A 22,473-nucleotide genomic window follows, 5' to 3' on the forward strand; every position below is an offset into this window, starting at 1 on the left:
TCCAAGGCCCCCGGAAGGTGCGAAGCACCACCGGGGGCCTTGCCCACGGGGGAGAGCTGCTCTCCCCCGAAGGAAACGGTTTAGCTGTAGTCGTCCAACGGGACGGAAGGCCCGGTGAACTCACCGTAACCGTCGTCACCGTAGATCGAGTCGCCGTAGGTCGGGATCGCGTACGCCGCATTCCGCGCCGCCTCGGTCGGCTTGACCGAGATGTTGCGGTAGCGGGAGATGCCGGTACCGGCCGGGATCAGCTTACCGATGATCACGTTCTCCTTGAGCCCGATGAGCTTGTCAGAGCGCTTGTTGATCGCGGCGTCCGTGAGCACGCGGGTGGTCTCCTGGAAGGAGGCCGCCGACAACCACGATTCGGTTGCGAGCGAGGCCTTCGTGATACCCATGATCTCACTGCGTAGTGCGGCGACGTCGCCGCCCGCCGCCCGAGCCTCGGCGTTCGCGATCTTCGCTTCAGCAAGGTCAACGAGCGTACCGGGAAGGAACTCGGTGGAGCCGGATTCGATGACGGTGCCACGCCGCAGCATCTGGCGGATGATGATCTCGATGTGCTTGTCGTGGATTGCCACACCTTGAGCACGGTAGACAGCCTGCACCTCGTCGATGAGGTGCTGCTCAACGCCACGGCGTCCGAGGACCTCGAGGACGTCGTGCGGGTCCGCCGGACCACGAAGCAGTCGGTCGCCCACATCAACATGGTCGCCCTCCTGTAGGGTGCGGTCGATGTGCGAACCTGGCGAGAACTCCATCGGGGCGTTGATCATCGCGAGCCCCTGTCGTTTAGACAGTTTCTCGTAAATGACCTCGTCCGAGCCGTCATCCGGGGTGATCGTCAACGTCCAGAAGTTACCTTCGTCCTCGAGATGAACGGTTCCGGCGACGGACGCGATCGGCGCCTTATTCTTCGGAACGCGGGCCTCGAAAAGCTCCTGGACACGCGGCAGACCACCGGTAATGTCACCACCGACACCACCCTGGTGGAACGTACGCATGGTGAGCTGGGTACCGGGCTCGCCGATCGACTGCGCGGCGACGATGCCGACGGCTTCTCCGATGTCGACCTGCTTGCCGGACGCCATCGAACGGCCGTAACACTTAGCACAGACGCCGGTGGGGGTCTGGCAGGTCAGAACGCTGCGGAGTTTAACCTCGGCGACACCTGCCTCGACGAGTGCGTCGATCTCCAATTCACCGAGCTCTGAACCTGCGGCGAGAATGACCTCTCCAGAGGAGTTCGTGGCATCCGCTGCGAGAACCCGGCCGGTGACCGAGGTTTCGACGAGCTGGTGACGCCGATGTCCGCTCACGTTGCCCTGTGCATCGGTGACCTCGACGGACACCGGAGCCTTGATGCCCTGTCGGGTCGCGCAGTCCTCCTCGCGGACGATGACGTCCTGTGCGACGTCGACGAGACGACGGGTGAGGTAACCGGAGTCGGCGGTACGTAGCGCGGTGTCGGCCAGGCCCTTACGGGAACCGTGGGAGTTGTTGAAGTACTCCAGAACGGACAGGCCCTCACGGAAGGAGGTCTTGATCGGACGGGTGATGTAGTCACCCTTCGAGTTCACGACCATGCCCTTCATACCCGCCAGGGTCCAGATCTGACGCATGTTACCGGCGGCACCGGACTTCACGATCATGGGGATCGGGTTGTCGTCGGGGTACATGTCCTCGACGGCCTTACCGACCGTGTCCGTGGCATCCTTCCAGAGTTCGACCAGACGGTCGTAGCGCTCACGTTCGGTGAGTGCGCCCTGGACCCAATACTTGCGCTCGACCTCTCGTGCCTCAGCTTCGTAACGGTCGAGGATCTCCGCCTTGTTCGGAAGGACGAGCACGTCGGACATGGTGATCGTGACGCCGGACCGGGTGGCCCAGTAGAAACCGGCGTCTTTCATCTTGTCCATCGTCTGCGCGACGGTGATCATCGGGTAACGGGAGGCGAGGTCGTTGATGACGTCACCGAGCATGATCTTGTCGGTGCCGCCGCCCTTACGGACCATGACGCCTTCCAGATACGGGTAGTTCCACGGCAGCAGATCGTTGAACATGATCCGGCCGAGAGTGGTGTGCGCCATCCAGACGTCACCGCGGTTCCAACCGTCGGGGAACTGCTCCGCTTCGATGTCCGCCGGCGGGCGAAGGTGGGAGATCCGAACCTTGATCGGGGCCTGTAGACCGAGGACGCCCCGGTCGTAGGCCATGATCGCCTCAGCGAAGGAGCTGTAGACACCACGTTCCGGGCCATTCCCGGTCGCGGCTTCGTAGGCACCCTGACCACCCAGTTCATCGGTGTTCTTCTGCAGGGTGAGGAAGTACAGACCGGTAACCATGTCCAGTCGGGGCATGGCCAACGGCTTACCGGACGCCGGGGAGAGGATGTTGTTCGAGGCAAGCATGAGAATACGAGCTTCGGCCTGTGCCTCTGCGGACAGTGGCAGGTGGACGGCCATCTGGTCACCATCGAAGTCAGCGTTAAATGCCTCACACGCGAGCGGGTGGAGCTGAATGGCTTTACCCTCGACGAGCACGGGCTCGAAGGCCTGGATACCCAGGCGGTGCAGGGTGGGAGCACGGTTCAACATCACGGGATGCTCAGAGATGGCTTCCTCGAGCACATCCCAGACCTCGGGACGCTGACGCTCGACCATGCGCTTCGCGGACTTGATGTTTTGCGCGAACTCACGCTCAACGAGCCGCTTCATGACGAAAGGCTTGAACAGCTCCAGCGCCATCAGCTTCGGCAGGCCGCACTCGTGCAGACGGAGCTGCGGACCGACGATGATCACGGAACGACCGGAGTAGTCGACGCGCTTACCAAGCAGGTTCTGACGGAAACGACCCTGCTTGCCCTTGAGGAGATCGGACAACGACTTCAGCGGGCGGTTGCCCGGCCCGGTAACGGGTCGTCCGCGGCGACCGTTGTCGAACAGTGCGTCGACGGACTCCTGCAGCATCCGCTTCTCGTTGTTGACGATAATCTCGGGTGCACCGAGATCGATCATGCGCTTGAGGCGGTTGTTGCGGTTGATCACGCGACGGTAGAGGTCGTTCAGGTCGGACGTGGCGAACCGACCACCGTCGAGCTGGACCATCGGGCGCAGCTCCGGCGGGATGACCGGGATGCTGTCCAGGACCATGCCCGCCGGGTCGTTACCGGAGCGTTGGAACGCAGCGACGACCTTGAGTCGCTTGAGCGCCCGGGCCTTCTTCTGGCCCTTACCCTCGTTGATGATAGTGCGCAGTTCCTCGGCCTCAGCGTCGAGGTCAAAGTTTCGGATCAAGGTCTGGATAGCTTCCGCACCCATACCACCCGTGAAGTAGTCCTCGTAACGGTCAACGAGCTCCGAGTAGATCGTCTCGTCGACGATCATCTGCTTAGGTGCGAGCTTGACGAAGGTGTTCCAGATCTCATCCAGTCGGGCGATCTCGCGCTCTGCACGCTCCCGGATGTGCTGCATCTCCTTGTCGGCGGCATTCTGTACCTTGCGGCGTGCATCAGCCTTCGCTCCGGCGGCCTCGAGCTCCGCGAGATCCTCTTCAAGCTTCTGGGCGCGGTCTGCGATATCGGACTCGGCGTCAGCCTCGACGTCCTTCTTCTCCAGGAGCATCTCCGCTTCCAGAGTGGACAGGTCGTTGTGGCGAGCCTCGTCGTCGACGGAGGTGATGATGTTGGCGGCGAAGTAGATGATGCGCTCAAGGTTCTTGGGCGCGAGATCCAGCAGATAGCCGAGACGCGACGGGACACCCTTGAAGTACCAGATGTGGGTGACCGGGGCCGCCAGCTCAATATGGCCCATGCGCTCACGACGTACCTTGGACTTGGTGACCTCGACGCCACAGCGCTCGCAGATGATGCCCTTGTAACGGACACGCTTGTACTTGCCGCAGGCGCACTCCCAGTCGCGGGTGGGTCCGAAGATCCGCTCGCAGAACAGGCCGTCCTTCTCGGGCTTCAGGGTTCGGTAGTTGATGGTCTCCGGCTTTTTGACCTCGCCCTTGGACCAGCGGCGAATGTCATCGGCCGTCGCAAGGCCGATGCGGAGTTCGTCGAAGAAGTTGACGTCAAGCACGTAACTCCCTTTCCCCCCGTCTTTCCGGGGGTGTTGTGTGAAGAAAAGAATATCGGTGATTAGCTGCCCGTCCGCAGGCCACCGTTCCCTCGCGGGTTCGGTGGCCTGCGGTCAGACCGTCGTGCGGTGTCCGTTCGCTGTCAGGCCACGTCGTCGGTTCGCTCGTCGCGGGACAGGTTGATGCCCAGTGAGGCACCTGCCTGGTCGAACTCGTCGTCGTCCGTGGTACCCAGCTCCATCGGGGTGCCGTCAGCCGAGAGGACCTCGACGTTAAGGCACAACGACTGGAGCTCCTTGAGGAGAACCTTGAACGACTCCGGGATACCCGGATCGGGGATGTTCTCGCCCTTGACGATCGCCTCGTAGACCTTGACGCGGCCCACGACATCATCGGACTTGATGGTCAGGAGTTCCTGAAGAGTGTAGGCGGCACCGTATGCCTGCATCGCCCACACCTCCATCTCACCGAAACGCTGTCCACCGAACTGGGCCTTACCACCGAGCGGCTGCTGGGTGATCATGGAGTACGGGCCGGTGGAACGGGCGTGAATCTTCTCGTCGACGAGGTGGTGCAGCTTCAGCATGTACATGTAGCCGACCGACACGGGGTACGGGAAGGGCTCACCTGAACGACCGTCGAAGAGCTGAGCCTTGCCGTTGCCGTCGACCAGGGTCTGACCGTCACGGTTCGGACGGGAGTTCGCGAGCAGGCCCGCGAGTTCCTCGTTGGAGGCACCGTCGAACACCGGTGTGGCGGTAAGGGACTCCGGCGGGACATCGTAGAGCGAATCCGGCAGCGTCTTGATGAGTTCGGCGTTCTTGGCGTCCTCCGGATCGACGTGCCAACCGGCGGCCGCGAGCCAGCCGAGGTGAACCTCGAGAACCTGGCCGATGTTCATACGACGCGGAACACCATGGGTGTTCAGAATGATGTCGACCGGCGTGCCGTCAGGCAGGAAGGGCATGTCCTCGGCGGGAAGGATCTTACCGACAACACCCTTGTTTCCGTGGCGTCCCGCGAGCTTGTCGCCGTCCTGGATCTTGCGCTTCTGTGCGACGTAGACACGGATCATCTCGTTGACTCCGGGCGGGAGGTCATCGTCGTCCTCGCGAGCGAAGCGGCGCACGCCGATGACCTTGCCGGTCTCACCGTGCGGAACCTTCATCGAGGTATCGCGGACTTCACGGGCCTTCTCCCCGAAGATCGCACGCAGCAAACGCTCTTCCGGGGTCAGCTCAGTCTCACCCTTCGGGGTGACCTTACCGACGAGGATGTCTCCGTCGCGGACGTCGGCGCCGATGCGCACGATGCCACGATCGTCGAGATCCTTGAGGACATCCTCGGAAACGTTCGGGATCTCACGCGTGATCTCCTCGGCACCGAGCTTGGTGTCGCGGGCGTCGATCTCGTGTTCCTCGATGTGGATGGAGGTGAGAACGTCCTCCTCCACCAGACGCTGGTTGAGGATGATCGCATCCTCGTAATTGTGACCTTCCCAGGGCATGAACGCGACGAGCAGGTTCCGTCCCAGGGCCATCTCGCCCTTGTGGGTGCCGGGACCGTCGGCGAGAACCTGTCCGGCTTCGACCCGGTCCCCCATGTCCACCAGAGGCTTCTGGTTGTAGCAGGTGCCCTGGTTCGTTCGCTGGAACTTACGCAGCATGTAGGTGTCACGGATACCGTCGTCGCCCATGATAGTGATGAAGTCTGCGGCGATGTTCTCCACGACACCGGACTTCGCGGAGATGATGAGGTCACCGGCATCGTAGGCTGCGCGCAGTTCCATACCGGTGCCGACGTACGGCGACTCGGCGCGGACCAGCGGCACGGCCTGCTTCTGCATGTTCGCACCCATCAGGGCACGGTTGGCGTCGTCATGCTCGAGGAACGGAATCATCGCGGTACCGACGGAGACCATCTGACGCGGGGAAACGTCCATGTAATCGATGCGCTCGCGCTCGACAACCTCGTTGTCCCCGCCCTTCATACGCACGACCACCTGTTCTTCGGTGATCAGTCCGTCCTCGTCGTACGGGGTGTTCGCCTGGGCGACGATGTGTCGGTCCTCCTCATCCGCTGTGAGGTAGTCGATGTCATCGGTCAGACGTCCGTCGACAACCTTGCGGTAGGGGGTCTCGATGAAGCCGAAGGGGTTGACCCGAGCATACGAGGAGAGTGAGCCAATCAGGCCGATGTTTGGGCCCTCAGGGGTCTCAATCGGGCACATGCGCCCGTAGTGCGACGGGTGCACGTCGCGAACCTCAATGCCGGCGCGTTCACGCGACAGGCCACCGGGACCGAGCGCCGAGAGGCGACGCTTGTGGGTCAGCCCGGACAGAGAGTTGTTCTGGTCCATGAACTGTGAGAGCTGCGAGGTTCCGAAGAACTCGCGGATCGAGGCGGAGACCGGCCGCACGTTGATCAGTGAGGTCGGGGTGATCGACTCGGCATCCTGGGTGGTCATCCGCTCACGGACGACACGCTCCATCCGTGACAGACCGACACGGACCTGGTTCTGGATGAGTTCACCGACGGTACGTAGACGACGGTTACCGAAATGGTCGATGTCATCGGTCTCCACCGGGATCATCTGACCGTCCGGGGCTTTCATCGAGGTCTCGCCCGCGTGCAGCCGGACGAGATACTCGATGGTGGTGGCAATATCCTCTTCGGTCAGCGTGAGGTTGCCCTCATTGTCGCCACCGAGCCCCAGTTTGCGGTTGACCTTGTACCGGCCGACCTTCGCCAGGTCATAACGCTTCGCCTTGAAGAACGAATTGTCCAGGAGAGACTGCGCGAGGTCACGCGTGGGCTGCTCACCCGGACGCTGCTTGCGGTAGATCTCCAGGAGTGCCTCGTCGGTGTTCGAGACACCATCAGCCTCCAGGGTCGACATCATGATCTCCGAGAAGCCGAAGCGCTCCACAATCTGCTCGGTCGTCCAACCGAGTGCCTTCAGCAGTACGGTGACCGGCTGACGACGCTTCCGGTCGATGCGGACACCAACGGTATCGCGCTTGTCGACGTCGAACTCAAGCCAGGCACCACGGGAAGGAATGACCTTCACGGCATGCAACGGCCGCTCGGTCGACTTGTCGATGGTCTGGTCGAAGTAGACACCGGGAGAACGCACCAACTGACTGACGACGACACGCTCGGTGCCGTTGACGATGAAGGTGCCCCTGTCGGTCATCATCGGGAAATCACCGATGAAGACCGTCTGGGACTTGATCTCTCCGGTTTCGTTGTTGACGAACTCCGCTGTGACATACAGCGGAGCCGAATAGTTGATGTCCTTGTCCTTGCATTCGTCAATCGAGTTCTTGAACTCGTCGAAACGGGGCTTCGACAGCGACAGGGACATATTTCCGGAGTAATCCTGAATCGGGGACAGTTCCTCGAGGATGTCCTCCAGTCCACTGCTCACTCGGGTACCCTCGGGCATTGCGGCCTGGGTACGTTCACGCCACTCGGGCGTTCCGATGAGCCACGCGAAAGATTCAAGCTGCAGATCGAGAAGTCCAGGCACCTCGATCGGCTCGGTGATCTTCGCGAACGAATAACGCTGCGGAGCTCCGGGGATTTCGGTCACTGACTTGGTCTGGCGGGAGACTGCCAAGATGCGTCCTTCCAGCACCTCACGCGGTGGGCACACCCACGACGATGGTGGGCCCGTTCCGCTAGAATTTTTAGCATTTGGTCTGCTGTGGAACCATTCATCCCCGGATAGCACTGAATGACCTTGTCAAACCGGGTTTTTGAACCCGATTGGTCAAGGTCGGACAGCATAACCGGAGAGATATTCCAGCGCAACGACCTAGCCTATACCAATACCCACAGCTTGTAAAGCGCCAGTTTCCGGTGATAAGCGGACGGGACCCCGGAGAAAGGGTTTCCGACGAACTCGCCGAGCCGGGCGGAGAGGGAGGTGCAGGCGCCACCCTAACAGATACGGCCCCACTTCGATGCACAGCGTCCCCGGAAATTAGCTCCGTTACCCGGAAACACCCTCACGGTGTTCCACCGGCCCCCTCGGCCGACGCCAACCGAAGAACGCGCCGAGTAGCCCGACGAGCATCAGGAAGCCTCCGAGAACGAGGAGAATCCTGGTGAACGTGCGCTGGCCCGAGCCGTCGGGAATTCTCGCCGCCTCCGCGAGAAGACCGTCGACTGACTCCTGAGTGCCGGCACCATCGAACCGGAGAACCGGTTTCCGGACCTCCCCATCGCGAGTTCCGTAATAGCTGTCAAGTTTCTCCCGAATATCGACGATCAGGCCCGTCTCCGTATCGACGTACCAGTCGCGCTCCGCGGAATAGAAGAGGTAGCCGGGTTCCGTACCACCGTCTTCCGTATCAAAGGTAGTGGTGTTGAAGAAGTCCGCATAGCGAGTGGCCAAATTCGTGGGTTCAATCGTTTGCCGATAGATGTTGACCATGCGGTCGCCCAATACAACAGAATCGATGTACACCGCCGGTGCACTGCCCCGCAGCGAGCCATCGAAAACCTCATAGGTCGTTTTTCCCGGATTGACAGGGAACTTCGCCCATAGACCCGTCACCGGGACTTCCGATGGAGGCAAGCCGAGCTGCGAGGTCATCGTCGCAGGACCGACAGCTTCACCTGTCCTGCGGTCCATGACGAAACTCCACACCGATGCCTCGACCAGACGCTCGATATCATCCACGTCCGCCTCGCGCATCATCGTCGACCCGATCCGGACGGTCACAGTTTCCGCATCGGCGGGATCGACGAGTTCGACGTGATGCTGCCGGATCACCGGCCCGGGCACGATCTCACCGGGACCGGGATTCACCGTTGTTTCCGCGGTGTCGTCCCGAACTGTCAGGGTCGTATCTTCCAGCGACAGGGGAAGCCTGCCGTCGTCGTGAAAGAAATGCGGTGACACAAGTCCCCAGGTGAGGAGAGCTGATCCAAACCCGAGGAGCAACACCGAGAAAATACGCGACTTCGCAAGCATGCCCCCGATGCTACCTCCGATGCGGGCCGCGCTACGCACCCGGTCCATCTGCTCGCCGCTCTCCGGTGGGACTGGAAAAGGCGAACGGTCCCTACCCTACTCCTTGACGGGAGTGGTAGGGACCGTTCAAGTTGTCACCGCCAGAGGACGGGAACAGAAGTGGAACCCAGAGGATTACTTCAGGGAGACCTTTGCGCCAGCGCCTTCGAGCTTCGCCTTGGCGGCCTCGGCATCGTCCTTGGACGCGCCTTCGATGATGGCCTTCGGAGCGGACTCAACGAGCTCCTTGGCCTCCTTCAGACCCAGGCCGGAAACGATCTCGCGGACAGCCTTGATGACGCCGATCTTCTTGGCACCGGCGTCCTCGAGCACGACGTCGAACTCGTCCTTCTCTTCTTCAGCGGCGGCCGGAGCGGCTCCACCGGCGGCAACAGCAGCGACCGGAGCGGCGGCGGTGACGTCGAAGGTGTCCTCGAAGAGCTTCACGAACTCGGAGAGCTCGATGAGGGTCATTTCCTTGAAAGCCTCGATGAGCTCGTCATTGGTGAACTTAGCCATGGTGGCAGTCCTTTCAGTTGGTGGCCCGGACGAACCGGACCGAAAAGTTTGTGCGGTGGTATAACTCTGTGCGTTTCATGCCGTGTGGCGGAAACGACTTATTCTTCGCCCTGCTTCTTTTCCTGGAGCGCAGCACTGAGGCGTGCGATCTGGGAAGCCGGTGCGTTGAACAGGCCTGCGGCCTTTGCCAAGCTGCCCTGCATGGCGCCAGCCAGCTTCGCGAGGGTGGTCTCGCGATTGTCCAGCTCGGCGATGGCTTCAACCTGAGCTGCGCTCAGGAATTCGCCGTCCATGTAGCCACCCTTGACCACGAACGCCTTGTTGTCCTTGCCGAAGTCCTTCATCGCCTTGGCTGCGTCAACAGCCTCGCCTTCGATGAAGGCGATTGCGGTGGGACCGGTCAGGACATCATCAAGACCTTCAACGCCGGCTTCTTTCGCAGCCAGCTTGATCATGGTGTTCTTGGCGACGGAGTACGTGACGTCCGAGCCGAGAGCCTTACGCAGTTGCGTGGTCTGAGCCACGGACAGTCCGCGGTACTCGGTGAGCACGACGGCATTGGTGGACTCAAAACGCTGCTTGAGTTCAGCCACTGCGGCGACGTTCTTTGCGTTAGCCATTACTTCGCCTCCTTCCTCATGTGTGTATGTCATCTGATCCGCCGGGGCTTTCTCCGCTGCACCGTCCACAATGCGGCCGGAACACGACAAAGCCCCGTGCAAGAGCACGGGGCACATACCTGGTAGGAGGTAAGTGGCTCCAAGTGTCTCCTGCGTGGGCCGATCCGCAACATGGCGGACTCCTTCGATCCTCTGAGGGATGACCGACGGTCTTCGGTGAAACTTGAGCTCGGCGCAACACGATACACGCCGTTCAAACTTCAAATGGTCATTGTAATCTTTGCTATCGCTACCGTCAAATCCCGTACCGAATCCAAGCGAGAGTCCCTCCCCACAGCCGGTTCCGGGGCACCACGAGGTGCGTCGCGCCCCTCTCCATAAGACGAACCCCCTCGCCCTCACATATTGGAGGGCCAGGGGGTTCATCCGGAAGGAACCGGGAAAACCGTTCCCGTTTTAAACCTGCGGCTCGTCGAGATAATTCTTGACGACGGTGTTATCCACCGGGATTCCGGGTCCGTTGGTCGAGGAGATCGTGACCTTCTTCAGATACGTTCCCTTCGAGGATGCGGGCTTGAGACGCAGCAGCTCATCGATGAGCGCACCGTAGTTCTCAGCCAGTTTTTCAGCGTCAAAGGAAGCCTTGCCCAGCACAGCATGCAGGTTCGAGGCCTTATCAACGCGGAAGGAGATCTTTCCGCCCTTGATCTCGGTGACAGCCTTCGCGACATCCATCGTCACGGTTCCGGTCTTCGGGTTCGGCATGAGACCACGGGGGCCGAGGACGCGGGCAACGCGGCCAACCTTCGCCATCTGATCCGGGGTGGCGATCGCGGCGTCGAAGTCAGTCCACCCGCCCTGGATCTTCTCGATCAGCTCATCAGTCCCAACCATGTCGGCACCGGCCTCTTCAGCCTGGGTTGCCTTCTCGCCTGCAGCGAAGACGACGACACGGACGGTCTTACCAGTTCCGTTCGGCAGGGAGACGGTACCGCGCACCAACTGGTCGGCCTTGCGGGGATCAACACCGAGACGTACCGCGACATCGATGGTGGCGTCGAAGTTGTCGGAGGAGGTCTCCTTGACCAGACGAGTAGCCTCAATCGGTGCGTAGATACGGCCCTTGTCGATCTTTTCGGCCTTGGCGCGGTACGCCTTGGACTGCTTGCTCATTGTGATTCCTTAGTTTTCTGGTGGTGAAAAGTGGTTGGAAACTGTGGTCCGGGCCGAAGCGGGCCCTTCCACCGGCTCCACGCACCGCAGCGGGTACACGGAGCGCAGATTGAGGGATCAGCCCTCAACCTCGATGCCCATGGAGCGGGCAGTGCCGGCGATGATCTTCGCTGCAGCGTCGATGTCGTTGGCGTTGAGATCTTCCTTCTTGGTCTCGGCGATCTCCTTGATCTGAGCCATGGTGACCTTGCCGACCTTCTGGGTGTGCGGAACACCGGAGCCCTTCTGCAAACCAGCCGCCTTCAGGAGCAGCTTCGCTGCCGGAGGCGTCTTCAGCTTGAACTCGAAGGAGCGGTCCTCGAAGACTGTGATCTCGACGGGGATGACGTTTCCGCGCTGCTGCTCGGTCGCGGCATTGTATGCCTTGCAGAATTCCATGATGTTGACACCATGGGCACCCAGGGCGGGACCAACCGGAGGAGCAGGGTTGGCCTGGCCCGCCTGGATCTGCAGTTTGATCAGGCCGGTGACTTTTTTCTTCTTCTTCGGGGGCATCGTAATACCTCTTCCTTGTTACCGACGGCGGTGGCCGATGTCCATGGGTGGGCGATCCCGGAGTTATTCACCCGGTGCCGCACAACCACTGTCGTCGTCCGGATGCCGGGCCCCACCCGCAGTTCCGACTGCGTTGAAGGCGTAACCCGGCCACCGGGGATTGATGTGTGTGGATGTCGACGAACCGAACCGGAGTGTGAGAGCCCCGGCCCGATTCAAAATGTTTCTGCGCGTATCCGCAGGCATACACTCTCGCGGTGTTTTCTTTCTTCACCGGTTTGCGAAATACGCATACACGCGACTAATCAGAATACTCCAGTTTCCCGAAACACACAAGCCCGCCCGCCACAGTAAATCTGTGCCGGGCGGGCTCAGACAGGCCCAGTGCTATGCCCCTAGCTGATCTTCTCGACCTGGTCGAAGGTCAGGTCGACCGGAGTCTCACGTCCGAAGATAGAGACAAGAGCCTTGAGCTTGCCGCCTTCAGCATCAATCTCCGAAATTGTCGCCGAGACGGAGGCGAGGGCTCCGGTCAGGATGGTAACGGCTTCACCGACCTGGAAGTCCACCTCGATCTGCTTTGCGACGGACGGGGACGGCTGCGCGACGAGCTTCTCACCCGAAGTATCAACGGCACCATCCGCACCTTCCACAGGTGTGGTCTCCTGCGGCATCAGGAACTTGGCAACATCGCGATGCTTGACCGGCGTCGCGTTGCCTTCGTTCCCCACGAAGCTGGTAACCCCGGGGGTATCCCGCACAACGGACCAGGAACGGTCGTTGATGTCCATGCGAACGAGAACATAGCCGGGAAGGAGTTTACGCTTGACGGGTTTACGCTTGCCGTCGCGGATCTCGATGACCTCTTCGATCGGAACAACCACGTCGTAGATCGAATCCTCGACCTCCAAGGTCTGGGCACGCATGTCCAGGTTTGTCTTCACTTTGTTCTCGTAGCCGGAGTAGCACTGGATGATGTACCACTGACCCGGGAGCTTCTTCAGCTCACGGAGGAACTTCCGCAGCCGTGCCTTGTACTCTGCGAGGGCCGTGTCCTCATCACTCTGCTCTGCCGGGGCTGCACTTGCATCGCCCAGGGCGGCCGCGGCGGAAGCAACGTCCGTAGGCTCCGCCATAGCCGTCTCCGGTTCAGATTCACCGGCGGCATCCTCAGCAGTGACATCACCCAGGGTCGGCCCTTCCGAGTCCTCCACCATCTGCAGGTCGGCTTCCTGCACCGGCTGCTCAGGAATGGTGCTCTCGTCGGTGCTCTGTCCGACGTTCTCGGTCGTGGTGTTGTCGTCGCTCATCTGGGTGTACTCCATTGGGTGCTTGTTGGGGTGGGGCGCGGAGAGGGGAGCCGACCCCGGTCGGGTTTCGTGGTCATATTCTACGCTGCCCACCTCATGAAATATCCCGCCGGACCACGGCGGGCCTGGCGGGATACTGCGTACTTTTTGTTCTCACACGGAATTCTAGTTGGCGGTGAGCGCCTTCTCAACTCCGAGACCAGCCAGGAAATCCACTCCGGACACCAATGCGGTCAGTGTGATGAGGAAAATGAGCACGATGACCGTGTAAATAACCATCTGCTTGGTGGTCGGCCAGATGACCTTGCGCATCTCCTGGACAACCTCGGGAAGGAAAGTGCCAATGCGTGACCCCAGCCCCGCCTTGTCATCCTTGTCCCCTGCGGTAGAGGTAGAGTCCTTGGCTCGCTTCGCCGCGTAGGCATCGCTACCTGTGGTGGACACCCCCACAATCTGGCGCTTACCGGCCGGACGCGCCGAACCTGTTGGCTGCGGCTTATTCTCGTCGGTCACGGTACGGTGCTCCTTGATTCTGCGTGTGCATAGAAGTTTTTGCAGGGGCGACAGGACTTGAACCTGCAACCTGCGGTTTTGGAGACCGCTGCTCTGCCAGTTGAGCTACGCCCCTTCATACACTGCATTCAGCAGTACGCGACTACCCTACCAGATACGCAATGGGCCGATAAAGCACCACCACTGCAGTGGGGCAAACGCGGGAATATCAGACAAACAAATACCGTCCCGACACTTCTCAGCGCCCGGACGGTGGAATGATATCCCAGTAGCGATGGCGAGAATTGAACTCGCGACACAACGATTATGAGTCGTTTGCTCTACCACTGAGCTACACCGCCATGTGGCTTCCCCACTACCGTGACCGTAGGTGATCCCAGCGGGAAAAACAACAGAGCCCCCTGACAGAATCGAACTGTCGACCTTTTCCTTACCATGGAAACGCTCTGCCGACTGAGCTAAGGGGGCACAGCCTCTGGAACCGTGTACGCCAAGCGCCCGTTCCGTTGAAGCCTCACAAAGATTAACCCGACTACCTAGAGCTACACAAATCACCAGCTCAATACACATTTTAAGGGGACATTCCCGTTCTCTCGACCGCATCCGGGCGGCCACTTCATTCCCCAACCCAGTCCTGGAAACAAACGCAAAGCCCGTCCCCGACTGGAACTTCACTTGGAAGAACAAGCCGAGGACGGGCCTCTACTGCGGTGCCAGGTGATGGATTCGAACCAACGTAGGCTAAGCCGACGGATTTACAGTCCGCTCCCTTTGGCCGCTCGGGCAACCTGGCGTACATCGCTTTCGCGGTGCACTGCACACTCTACTACGGCATCGGCGGTTGTGCGCAAGTCCGCACGTCACACTACTTTTTCAGGGTTTCCGAATAATCATCCGACGCGGCTGACCGTGAATCTCGTGAGATTCCGAAGCGCCGTCGTGGTGTCGTTCTGCGGTAGTTTGCGTAGTTCTGCCTCCGCAAGGTCAACATAGTGACGAACATCAGCCAGTGCTTTCTCCCTGCCGGTGGAGCGGTGTAGCAGATCAAGGACACGAGACACCTCATCATCGTCAGTGACCGGACCGGTGAGTTTCGCACGGAGCTCCGCACCAACGGGACTGTCCTCCTCCATGGCATAGAGCACCGGAAGTGTGAATACTCCCTCCTTTAGATCCGTTCCCGGGGTCTTCCCCGATTGGGCAGAATCCGAGTAGATGTCAATGATGTCGTCGACGATCTGGAAAACCATGCCGATGGCGTAGCCGAAACGCTGCAGTGCTGTGATCTGATCAGGAGTGGCCCCACCGTGTAACCCTCCCAGGTACCCAGCGGAGGCGATGAGGACACCTGTCTTCTCCCGGATCACGGCACGATAGTGCTCGACGGGGTCACCGTCGCCGGCACCGATAGTCTCCCGCATCTGTCCGGTAACCAATTCTCCGAAGGTTTCGGCGAAGTGGGCTACGGTATCGACTCCCAGTTGAGCCATGATCCGGGAGGCCCGTGCCAGGAGGTAATCACCGGCGAGAATCGCCATCGAATTCCCCCAACGGGAGTTCGCCGAATCCACTCCCCTGCGTTTTTCAGCCTCGTCCATGACATCGTCGTGGTAGAGGGTTGCCAGGTGGGTCATTTCCACCACCGCTGCGGCTCTGACCACGTCAGGACTGCCCGGGTTCACCCCGTATCTGGAGGCAAGGAGCGCAAACATGGGGCGGAAACGCTTCCCTCCCGCTGCAGCCAGGTAACGAACCTTGTCGGTGACGAAATCCTCACCGACGGTGAGTTCGTCGCCGAGGAGTTCCTCGACCTCGCGCATACCGGTGGAGATGGCTTCATTGAGTTGCTCATCACCCAGGTTCACGGACGTCCCAGGGGAGGACATCTTATCGTGGTCACCTGACCCGTGTGACACGGTGCGGCCGTTGCTCATGCGTCGTTGCCCTCGTTGTCTTCTCGCGGCGGGCTGGACCGGCCGCCGGATTGGAGTGGTGTGCTGGGCCGTTTCCGGTTCCCGTACATCAACGCCGTCCAGCGCGGATGTACGGGTGGTGTCACGTTCCCGCGCGACGACCACCGCGGGCCCGGATCAGACCCGGAATCAACCGTAGTCGACGCAGGCGTTCCCGGGACACTCCGGGGTAAAAACCTGGTGCCTACAACGGGTGCGACAATGGTGCGGTGAATATTTCCGAATCAGTCGACGTCCTAGTCGTAGGAGCGGGTCCTGCGGGCTCTGCTGCCGCGATCCACGCCGCTGGCCGCGGGTTTGAGGTGATGCTGGTTGACGCCGCACGTTTCCCTCGTGACAAGACGTGCGGCGACGGATTGACTCCACGTGCGATGCATCAACTCCAGCTTCTCGGTTTTGGTCCGGAGATCGCCCACGGATACCGCTCACGCGGCTTGAAGTTGCACGGTTTCGGCGGCGATGTGACAGCACCGTGGCCATCATCACCGTTCGGAGTCGAAGGCTCCGCAATGCGACGCACAGAACTCGACGCGCTACTCCTGGATTCGGCACGCGCCACTGAGGGTGTCACCGTGTACGAGGAATCCCCCGCAGTCGACGTGACGCTCGGCGGAGGCAGGGTGGAATCGGTAACCCTGTCAACAGCGAGTGGAGAGCATGTGGTCCGCTGCGGCACGGTACTCGTCGCAGACGGTGTGCGCTCCACCTTCGGCAAGCTGCTAGGACGGGTCTGGCACCGGGGTGAGGTGTACGGGGTGGCTGCCCGCGCCTACTGCAGCACCCCGTTCTCCGACGAGGAGTGGATTCACTCTCACCTGGAGCTTCGCGATCCCGACGGGATGGTGCAACCCGGCTATGGGTGGATTTTTCCGCTGTCTGACGGTCATGTGAACATCGGGTGCGGCGCATTATCGACGAACTCCCGCCCGGCAAAGGTGAACACGAAAAAACTGCTCGCCCACTACGCCACTCTCCAGCGGGCCACCTGGGGACTCGGGCCGGTGACCGATGTAGCGGGAGCCTTGTTGCCGATGGGAGGCGCTGTGAGCGGGGTCGCAGGCCCCAACTGGATGCTCATCGGTGATGCCGCGGCCTGCGTCAATCCTCTGAATGGAGAGGGCATCGACTACGGTCTGGAGACCGCACATCTCGCGGTCGACCTGATCAACCCGCGGCGGGATCTGACGGTGGTGTGGCCCCGGGTGCTCCGAGAGAACTACGGGGAGGCCTTCCTGCTCGCCCGGACCGCAGCCCGACTGCTCACCTACCCGCGACTGCTCCCGATGGTCGGGCCCCTCGGTTTCCGGGGGCCGCAGGCAGGTCCACTGATGCGCGCCACAGCACGACTGATGGGCAACCTCGTCACTGACGAGGACCGTGACGCGGTGGCCCGGGCGTGGCGTCTCGCCACGGGTGGCCTGTACCGGATGCAGGGCACGAACACGGTTCTCTGGAGCTGACCCCCTAGCTCGGTTTCACAGCGGAATGAAGGGCCGTGATGCCTCCGGTCAAGTTTTGCCAGCCAACCTCGGTCCACCCGGCGGCAGCGATCTCACGGGCCAGTTGTTCCTGATCCGGCCAGGCGCGGATGGATTCCGCCAGGTACTCGTAGGCCGACGGATCTGAGGAGATGAGACGGGCAAGAGCCGGCAGTGCCCGCATCAGGTATTCCTTGTAGACCTGCGCGAACACGGGAATAACGGGAGTGGAGAACTCGGCGACGGTCAGCCGTCCCCCGGGCCGGGTCACGCGGGCCATCTCCCGGAGGCCGGCGCGAGTGTCGGCGAAGTTACGGAGACCGAAACTGATGGTCACTGCGTCGAAGGACGCGTCGGCGAAAGGCAGTGCGAGGCCGTCCCCGGCGACCTTGGACACGGCACGGTGTGCACCGGCGGCAAGCATCCCGGTGGAAAAGTCACAGGCCACGCACCAAGCCCCGGAGCGGGCGAGTTCGACGGTGGACACAGCGGTACCTGCGGCGAGGTCCAGGACCCGTTCCCCTGGGCGCAGATCGAGGCGCTGCCGGGTACGCCGACGCCAGTGGCGGTCACGTCCGAGGGAGAGCACCGTGTTCGTGATGTCGTACTTGGCACCGACAGCGTCGAACATCCGCGCGACCTCGTCGGGATTCTTGTCCAGGGATGCCTTAACCACGTGGCCCAGGCTACGCGACGACTAACGCCACCGTGCCCACGCCCCGGGCCGTACCCCACCGGGGTGTTCCGTCCGACACTGGTCAGCGAGAACCGCCGAATAGTGTCCGCGCAGTTCACCGCAGACACCTTCCCAGGTCCGGGCGGCGACCCGGTCGAGCGCCGCCGCCGACATGACCTCCCGCTCCGCCAGGACCCGGTCCACCGCAGCAGGAAGATCCACGCTGAACGTCACGACGTCCAGAAGCTCCCCCGTCTCACCCGGGGTGATGAGATCGATCGGCCCACCGGCACGGGGCCCGATCGTCGGTACACCGGAGGCCTGCGCCTCCTGAATCGTCTGGCAAAACGTCTCGAACTCACCGGGATGGACGAACACATCGAAGCTGGCGTACGCCCTTCCCAGGTCCTCTCCCCCGAGGGCCCCGGTGAACACGGCACCCGGTAATGCATCCCGCAGGACGCCGTACTCGGGCCCGTCGCCGACGATCACGAGCTGGAGATCATCCCTGCCAACCAGGGAGACGAGCCGCTCGACGCCCTTCTCCGCCGCCAACCGACCGACATAGCCGACGATGCGCCGCTCACCGCCCGGGTCCCAGGAGCGACGCAGTCGCTCACTGCGGTGGGCCGGATTGAACCGCACGGTGTCCACACCCCGCGCCCAACGGTGGACATCGGTGATCCCGTGAGCCCTCAGAGCCTTGATCGCGGGAGTGGCGGGGGCAAGGGTGCGGGCGCAGGAGTTGTGGATCAATCGGGTCCATTCCCACGCAGCAGCCGACAGTGCCGCCAGGTGGTATTTCTCCGCGAAACCAACAACGTCGGTCTGATAGACGGCGACAGCCGGAACCCTGAGCTGGCGGGCCACGAATGCTCCCGCAGCCCCGAGAACGAACGGGCTGGCGAGATGCACCACATCGGGTCGAAAGGCGCGCAATGCATGGTTGACAGCCGGGACGGGGACACCGACGGGGAGAGAGTTGATCAGCGGAATCATCACGGTGGGCACCCGCACCACCGGGAACCCCGCGTAGGAGACCACCTCCTCTTCGAAATCACGCGCACCCGGCGCAATGACGAGAGCGTCATCCCCGTGGCGGTGCAGGTGTTCGAGCACCCGGAGTACTGAATTAGTAACACCGTTGACGTTGGGGAGGAAGGATTCGGCGACAATGGCTACACGCATGTTCCCGATGATGGGTGTGCAGTTGGGCGCCGGGGTCACGGGCGGGTGACGGGAGGATGACGATGTCCGGAATTATCGGTGTCGCAGGATCTGCCGGTAGTGGTCCATGAGTTCCGCACAGACTTTGTCCCAGGTTTGACCCGACACCCGCGCCTGGGCCGCCGCCGACATGACCTCCCGCTCCGCCAGGACCCGGTCCACCGCAGCAGGAAGATCCACGCTGAACGTCACGACGTCCAGAAGCTCCCCCGTCTCACCCGGGGTGATGAGATCGATCGGCCCACCGGCACGGGGCCCGATCGTCGGTACACCGGAGGCCTGCGCCTCCTGAATCGTCTGGCAAAACGTCTCGAACTCACCGGGATGGACGAACACATCGAAGCTGGCGTACGCCCTTCCCAGGTCCTCTCCCCCGAGGGCCCCGGTGAACACGGCACCCGGTAATGCATCCCGCAGGACGCCGTACTCGGGCCCGTCGCCGACGATCACGAGCTGGAGATCATCCCTGCCAACCAGGGAGACGAGCCGCTCGACGCCCTTCTCCGCCGCCAACCGACCGACATAGCCGACGATGCGCCGCTCACCGCCCGGGTCCCAGGAGCGACGCAGTCGCTCACTGCGGTGGGCCGGATTGAACCGCACGGTGTCCACACCCCGCGCCCAACGGTGGACATCGGTGATCCCGTGGGACGTTAACGCCTCGATTGCCGCTGTCGAGGGTGCGAGCGTCCGGGAACAGGAATTGTGGATCATGCGGGTGACCCGCCAGGAAGCGAAAATGAGCAGCCGGAGGTGGTAACGGAGAGCGAACCCTGCAACGTCTGTCTGATAAACGGCGAGCGCCGGAATCCCCAGGTTGCGGGCGGCGAGCGCCCCCGCAGCACCCAGCACGTACGGACTGGCCAGGTGAATGACATCGGGCCGGAACTCCCGTAGCGCCCTGAGCACGAGTGGTACCGGGACACCGACGGGGAGAGAGTTGATCAGCGGAATCATCACGGTGGGCACCCGCACCACCGGGAACCCCGCGTAGGAGACCACCTCCTCTTCGAAATCACGCGCACCCGGCGCAATGACGAGGGCCTGGTGTCCCTGCCCCGCGAGATGCTCGAGAATCCGCAGGACAGAGTTGCTGACACCGTTGACGTTGGGGAGGAAGGACTCAGCGACGACGGCGATCCGGAGTCGCTGTTCAGTCACCGTCCGGTCTCTCCTCCCGACTGGTCCGTCGGCGATCGAGCATCGCTATGAGCCACCAGGCTGTGGCAGCGATGAGGCTGGCTACAGTCGCGGTGAGTAGTGCCGGGGGGATCGCCCGCCGGAAGTCCCTCCCGGAGACCTTCACCAGGTCAGGGTTTCCTCGGTCGTAGTCCACCCAGATCCCGGTTCCGGTTGCCAGGTCGCTCGGGTAAAGCACACCTCCCCGGGGAGCCCGGAGGAGCCCGTTCTCGTCCCGGTATTCGACAGTTGTCCGCCACCATCCCGCGTCAGTGACCGTCGCGTACGCCTGTCCCCGATCAGCGGATATCGCCCGGTCGTTCAGCCAGGGGCCGATGATCATCGCTGACACCATCAGCATGGCCGAGAGCCAGAACAGGATTACCAGTTGGTGCAGGCGACGGCGTATTCGGTCGCGGGGCACGCGGCGCAGTGCCGTCCGGGGGTTGACCCGGTTCGACCTCGCGGTCACCGACCCACCACTCTGCTCACCAGTGCCGCATGCAGATCCCGGCGGGTGGCGCGGGTGGTCCGGGCCTCGATGATCAGCGGCGGATGCGGGAGTTCGATGGACTCATCCAGTGCGCCGATGAGGTCAGCGGTGTTCTCCGCCTTGCGGTGCTCCCAACCGTAAGCTGCCGCAAGCTCCGAGAGATCGACGCCGTGTGGGGTGCCGAACACCCGCTCGAAGCTACCCCGTAGCCCAGGTTCTCCGGATTCGAGGGTCTCGAAGATTCCGCAGCCGTCATCATTGGCGACGACTATCGTCAGGTTGTTCGGTACGGGGTCCCCGTCACTGATGAACAGGCCCCCGGCATCATGCAGAAAAGTCACGTCCCCGAGCAGGGCGACGGTGCGCGGGGCACGCGGCGAGATTCTGTCACGGGCCTGCGCGGCCAGGGCGACGCCGACCGCCTGGGAAACGCTGCCGTCGATGCCGGCGGTTCCGCGCGGGGCGTGGGTGGCGACACCGTCGAACGGCAACCCCACGAGCGCGATGTCGCGGACGGGGTTCGACGACCCGACGAACAGGGTGTCACCAACCGCAAGGCCGTCGGCGACCGCCGCAGCGACGTGCAATCCGGTGAAACCGAATTCCTCACCGTCAAGAATCTCGCGGACCGCGTCCGCAGCCTGTTCCCCCGCGACCTCACAGAGCTTCAACCACTGCTTCGTCGGCTCCCCGTCGACACGCACCCGACTGGCGACCCGCGTCGCGGTGCCCGCGGGATCGGTGTACCCGTCGGACCGGGTGAGCACGGTGACCTCGATACCGGGATCCGATATCAACGCCAGGACATCGCGGTGGAGTGTGGGATGCCCGATGACGACGATCTGTTCCGGTCGGGTGTGCAGAACGTGCCCTTCTGCGGAGACCTGTTCCCTGGTGAAGACACCTGCGGCCGCAGGATGCACGGGCCGGTCGGGGGCTGGGGCGGTCGGTTCAGCGATGGTGGGGACCCCGGCGAGTTCCTCCACCGGCCAGGCTCCGTCACCGGCGATCACGAGGGTGGGGCGGGTCAGGTCGAGGTGCGCGGTGCCCCAGTCCCGGTGAGGTCGACGTCGCGGGGGCACACCGACCGGAAGCTCCGCCGGAGCGGGAAGCTCGTCATCCACGAGCGGCACATCGAACGCGACATTCAGGTGCACCCGGCCATAAGCGAGAGCACGACGGGTGACGGCCGCGGCCTGCCCTGCATCGGATCCCGCCTCCACGAAAGCACAGTCTGCGAAACGACCGAAGATCCCCTGCTGATCGATGGTCTGCGACGCGCCGGTGCCGACGAGCCGGGAAGGCCGGTCAGCGGCCAGGATGACGAGCGGTAGATCACTGTGGTGTGCCTCCACCATCGCGGGCAGACAGTTGGCGACGGCGGTACCTGATGTGACAATCACGGCGGCGGGCCGATGGTCCACCCGTGCCATGCCGAGAGCGAGAAACGCCGCGGAGCGCTCATCAAGCCGCACATGGAGCGTCAGCTCCGGGCGGGCCGCCGCAGCCAGGGCCAGCGGAGCACTGCGTGACCCGGGACAGACAACGACGTTCCGGATTCCTGCGGCGACGAGTTCCGCAATGATCGCGGCGGCGGTTGCGGTGGCGGGGACAGTCATGTTCTGCAGAGTCTAACCGGGTCACCCGGGAT

At 62.4% G+C, this 22,473-nt stretch carries 16 protein-coding genes and 4 tRNA genes; 1 reads left to right on the top strand and 19 read right to left on the bottom strand.

Features of this window, described 5'->3' with window-relative positions:
• Positions 1 to 80: 80 nt before the first annotated feature.
• The 14 genes from QWU44_RS04860 to QWU44_RS04925 form a co-directional block, all read right to left on the bottom strand.
• Entirely contained in the window at positions 81 to 4,085 is a 4,005-nt protein-coding gene (locus QWU44_RS04860) for a DNA-directed RNA polymerase subunit beta' (protein ID WP_370914576.1), read from the bottom strand.
• A gap of 140 nt (positions 4,086 to 4,225) precedes the next feature.
• Positions 4,226 to 7,723: a DNA-directed RNA polymerase subunit beta gene (locus QWU44_RS04865; RefSeq protein ID WP_370914902.1), complete on the bottom strand. Its 3,498-nt coding sequence runs from the start codon at positions 7,721 to 7,723 to the stop codon at positions 4,226 to 4,228.
• A 357-nt stretch (positions 7,724 to 8,080) separates the two neighbouring features.
• On the bottom strand, positions 8,081 to 9,067 hold the full coding sequence (locus QWU44_RS04870) for a DUF3068 domain-containing protein (RefSeq protein WP_370914577.1): 987 nt from the start codon (positions 9,065 to 9,067) through the stop codon (positions 8,081 to 8,083).
• Positions 9,068 to 9,241: 174 nt separating this feature from the next.
• Positions 9,242 to 9,625 (bottom strand): 50S ribosomal protein L7/L12, encoded by a 384-nt coding sequence (rplL, locus tag QWU44_RS04875; protein WP_370914578.1) that lies wholly within the window; start codon positions 9,623 to 9,625, stop codon positions 9,242 to 9,244.
• Between the two features lie 98 nt (positions 9,626 to 9,723).
• Positions 9,724 to 10,245 (bottom strand): 50S ribosomal protein L10, encoded by a 522-nt coding sequence (gene rplJ, locus QWU44_RS04880; protein ID WP_370914579.1) that lies wholly within the window; start codon positions 10,243 to 10,245, stop codon positions 9,724 to 9,726.
• A gap of 456 nt (positions 10,246 to 10,701) precedes the next feature.
• On the bottom strand, positions 10,702 to 11,418 hold the full coding sequence (gene rplA / locus QWU44_RS04885; protein ID WP_370914580.1) for a 50S ribosomal protein L1: 717 nt from the start codon (positions 11,416 to 11,418) through the stop codon (positions 10,702 to 10,704).
• A 117-nt stretch (positions 11,419 to 11,535) separates the two neighbouring features.
• Positions 11,536 to 11,973, bottom strand: a complete 438-nt coding sequence (gene rplK / locus QWU44_RS04890) for a 50S ribosomal protein L11 (RefSeq protein ID WP_200253960.1) — start codon at positions 11,971 to 11,973, stop codon at positions 11,536 to 11,538.
• A 395-nt stretch (positions 11,974 to 12,368) separates the two neighbouring features.
• Positions 12,369 to 13,283, bottom strand: a complete 915-nt coding sequence (nusG, locus tag QWU44_RS04895; RefSeq protein WP_370914581.1) for a transcription termination/antitermination protein NusG — start codon at positions 13,281 to 13,283, stop codon at positions 12,369 to 12,371.
• A 165-nt stretch (positions 13,284 to 13,448) separates the two neighbouring features.
• Positions 13,449 to 13,796, bottom strand: a complete 348-nt coding sequence (gene secE, locus QWU44_RS04900; RefSeq protein WP_370914582.1) for a preprotein translocase subunit SecE — start codon at positions 13,794 to 13,796, stop codon at positions 13,449 to 13,451.
• Between the two features lie 42 nt (positions 13,797 to 13,838).
• Positions 13,839 to 13,911, bottom strand: a tRNA-Trp gene (locus QWU44_RS04905).
• Between the two features lie 154 nt (positions 13,912 to 14,065).
• Positions 14,066 to 14,137: transfer RNA gene (locus tag QWU44_RS04910), tRNA-Met, on the bottom strand.
• A 54-nt stretch (positions 14,138 to 14,191) separates the two neighbouring features.
• Positions 14,192 to 14,264 (bottom strand) — tRNA-Thr (locus tag QWU44_RS04915).
• A gap of 243 nt (positions 14,265 to 14,507) precedes the next feature.
• Positions 14,508 to 14,589 (bottom strand) — tRNA-Tyr (locus QWU44_RS04920).
• 97 nt (positions 14,590 to 14,686) lie between these two features.
• Positions 14,687 to 15,730: a polyprenyl synthetase family protein gene (locus QWU44_RS04925; RefSeq protein ID WP_370914583.1), complete on the bottom strand. Its 1,044-nt coding sequence runs from the start codon at positions 15,728 to 15,730 to the stop codon at positions 14,687 to 14,689.
• A 254-nt stretch (positions 15,731 to 15,984) separates the two neighbouring features.
• Here QWU44_RS04925 and QWU44_RS04930 point away from each other — a divergent pair, with 254 nt between their 5' ends.
• Positions 15,985 to 17,229, top strand: a complete 1,245-nt coding sequence (locus QWU44_RS04930; RefSeq protein ID WP_370914903.1) for a geranylgeranyl reductase family protein — start codon at positions 15,985 to 15,987, stop codon at positions 17,227 to 17,229.
• A gap of 4 nt (positions 17,230 to 17,233) precedes the next feature.
• On the opposite strand, the gene QWU44_RS04935 is transcribed toward QWU44_RS04930, so the two are convergent.
• From QWU44_RS04935 to menD, 5 genes are all read right to left on the bottom strand, one after another.
• Entirely contained in the window at positions 17,234 to 17,923 is a 690-nt protein-coding gene (locus QWU44_RS04935; protein WP_370914584.1) for a demethylmenaquinone methyltransferase, read from the bottom strand.
• A 21-nt stretch (positions 17,924 to 17,944) separates the two neighbouring features.
• Entirely contained in the window at positions 17,945 to 19,111 is a 1,167-nt protein-coding gene (locus tag QWU44_RS04940; protein ID WP_370914585.1) for a glycosyltransferase family 4 protein, read from the bottom strand.
• Positions 19,112 to 19,183: 72 nt separating this feature from the next.
• The gene (locus tag QWU44_RS04945) at positions 19,184 to 20,311 is read right to left on the bottom strand and encodes a glycosyltransferase family 4 protein (RefSeq protein WP_370914586.1); all 1,128 of its coding nucleotides are present in this window, start codon (positions 20,309 to 20,311) and stop codon (positions 19,184 to 19,186) included.
• On the bottom strand, positions 20,304 to 20,801 hold the full coding sequence (locus QWU44_RS04950; RefSeq protein ID WP_370914587.1) for a DUF3592 domain-containing protein: 498 nt from the start codon (positions 20,799 to 20,801) through the stop codon (positions 20,304 to 20,306). The genes QWU44_RS04945 and QWU44_RS04950 overlap by 8 nt, the downstream gene beginning before the upstream one ends.
• Complete coding sequence (gene menD / locus QWU44_RS04955) at positions 20,798 to 22,441, bottom strand: 2-succinyl-5-enolpyruvyl-6-hydroxy-3-cyclohexene-1-carboxylic-acid synthase (protein ID WP_370914588.1); 1,644 nt, start codon at positions 22,439 to 22,441, stop codon at positions 20,798 to 20,800. Before menD ends, QWU44_RS04950 begins: the two co-directional genes overlap by 4 nt.
• Positions 22,442 to 22,473 lie beyond the last annotated feature (32 nt).

The organism is Corynebacterium sp. CCM 9203 (genome assembly GCF_041357675.1).
Taxonomy (GTDB): Bacteria; Actinomycetota; Actinomycetes; order Mycobacteriales; family Mycobacteriaceae; genus Corynebacterium.

What these genes read in the sequence shown, in the direction of transcription:
- QWU44_RS04870 (WP_370914577.1), bottom strand. Translation starts at nt 9,067, where the DNA reads ATGCTTGCGAAGTCGCGTATTTTCTCGGTGTTGCTCCTCGGGTTTGGA.
- rplL (WP_370914578.1), bottom strand. Translation starts at nt 9,625, where the DNA reads ATGGCTAAGTTCACCAATGACGAGCTCATCGAGGCTTTCAAGGAAATG.
- rplJ (WP_370914579.1), bottom strand. Translation starts at nt 10,245, where the DNA reads ATGGCTAACGCAAAGAACGTCGCCGCAGTGGCTGAACTCAAGCAGCGT.
- rplA (WP_370914580.1), bottom strand. Translation starts at nt 11,418, where the DNA reads ATGAGCAAGCAGTCCAAGGCGTACCGCGCCAAGGCCGAAAAGATCGAC.
- rplK (WP_200253960.1), bottom strand. Translation starts at nt 11,973, where the DNA reads ATGCCCCCGAAGAAGAAGAAAAAAGTCACCGGCCTGATCAAACTGCAG.
- nusG (WP_370914581.1), bottom strand. Translation starts at nt 13,283, where the DNA reads ATGAGCGACGACAACACCACGACCGAGAACGTCGGACAGAGCACCGAC.
- QWU44_RS04925 (WP_370914583.1), bottom strand. Translation starts at nt 15,730, where the DNA reads ATGAGCAACGGCCGCACCGTGTCACACGGGTCAGGTGACCACGATAAG.
- QWU44_RS04940 (WP_370914585.1), bottom strand. Translation starts at nt 19,111, where the DNA reads ATGCGTGTAGCCATTGTCGCCGAATCCTTCCTCCCCAACGTCAACGGT.
- menD (WP_370914588.1), bottom strand. Translation starts at nt 22,441, where the DNA reads ATGACTGTCCCCGCCACCGCAACCGCCGCCGCGATCATTGCGGAACTC.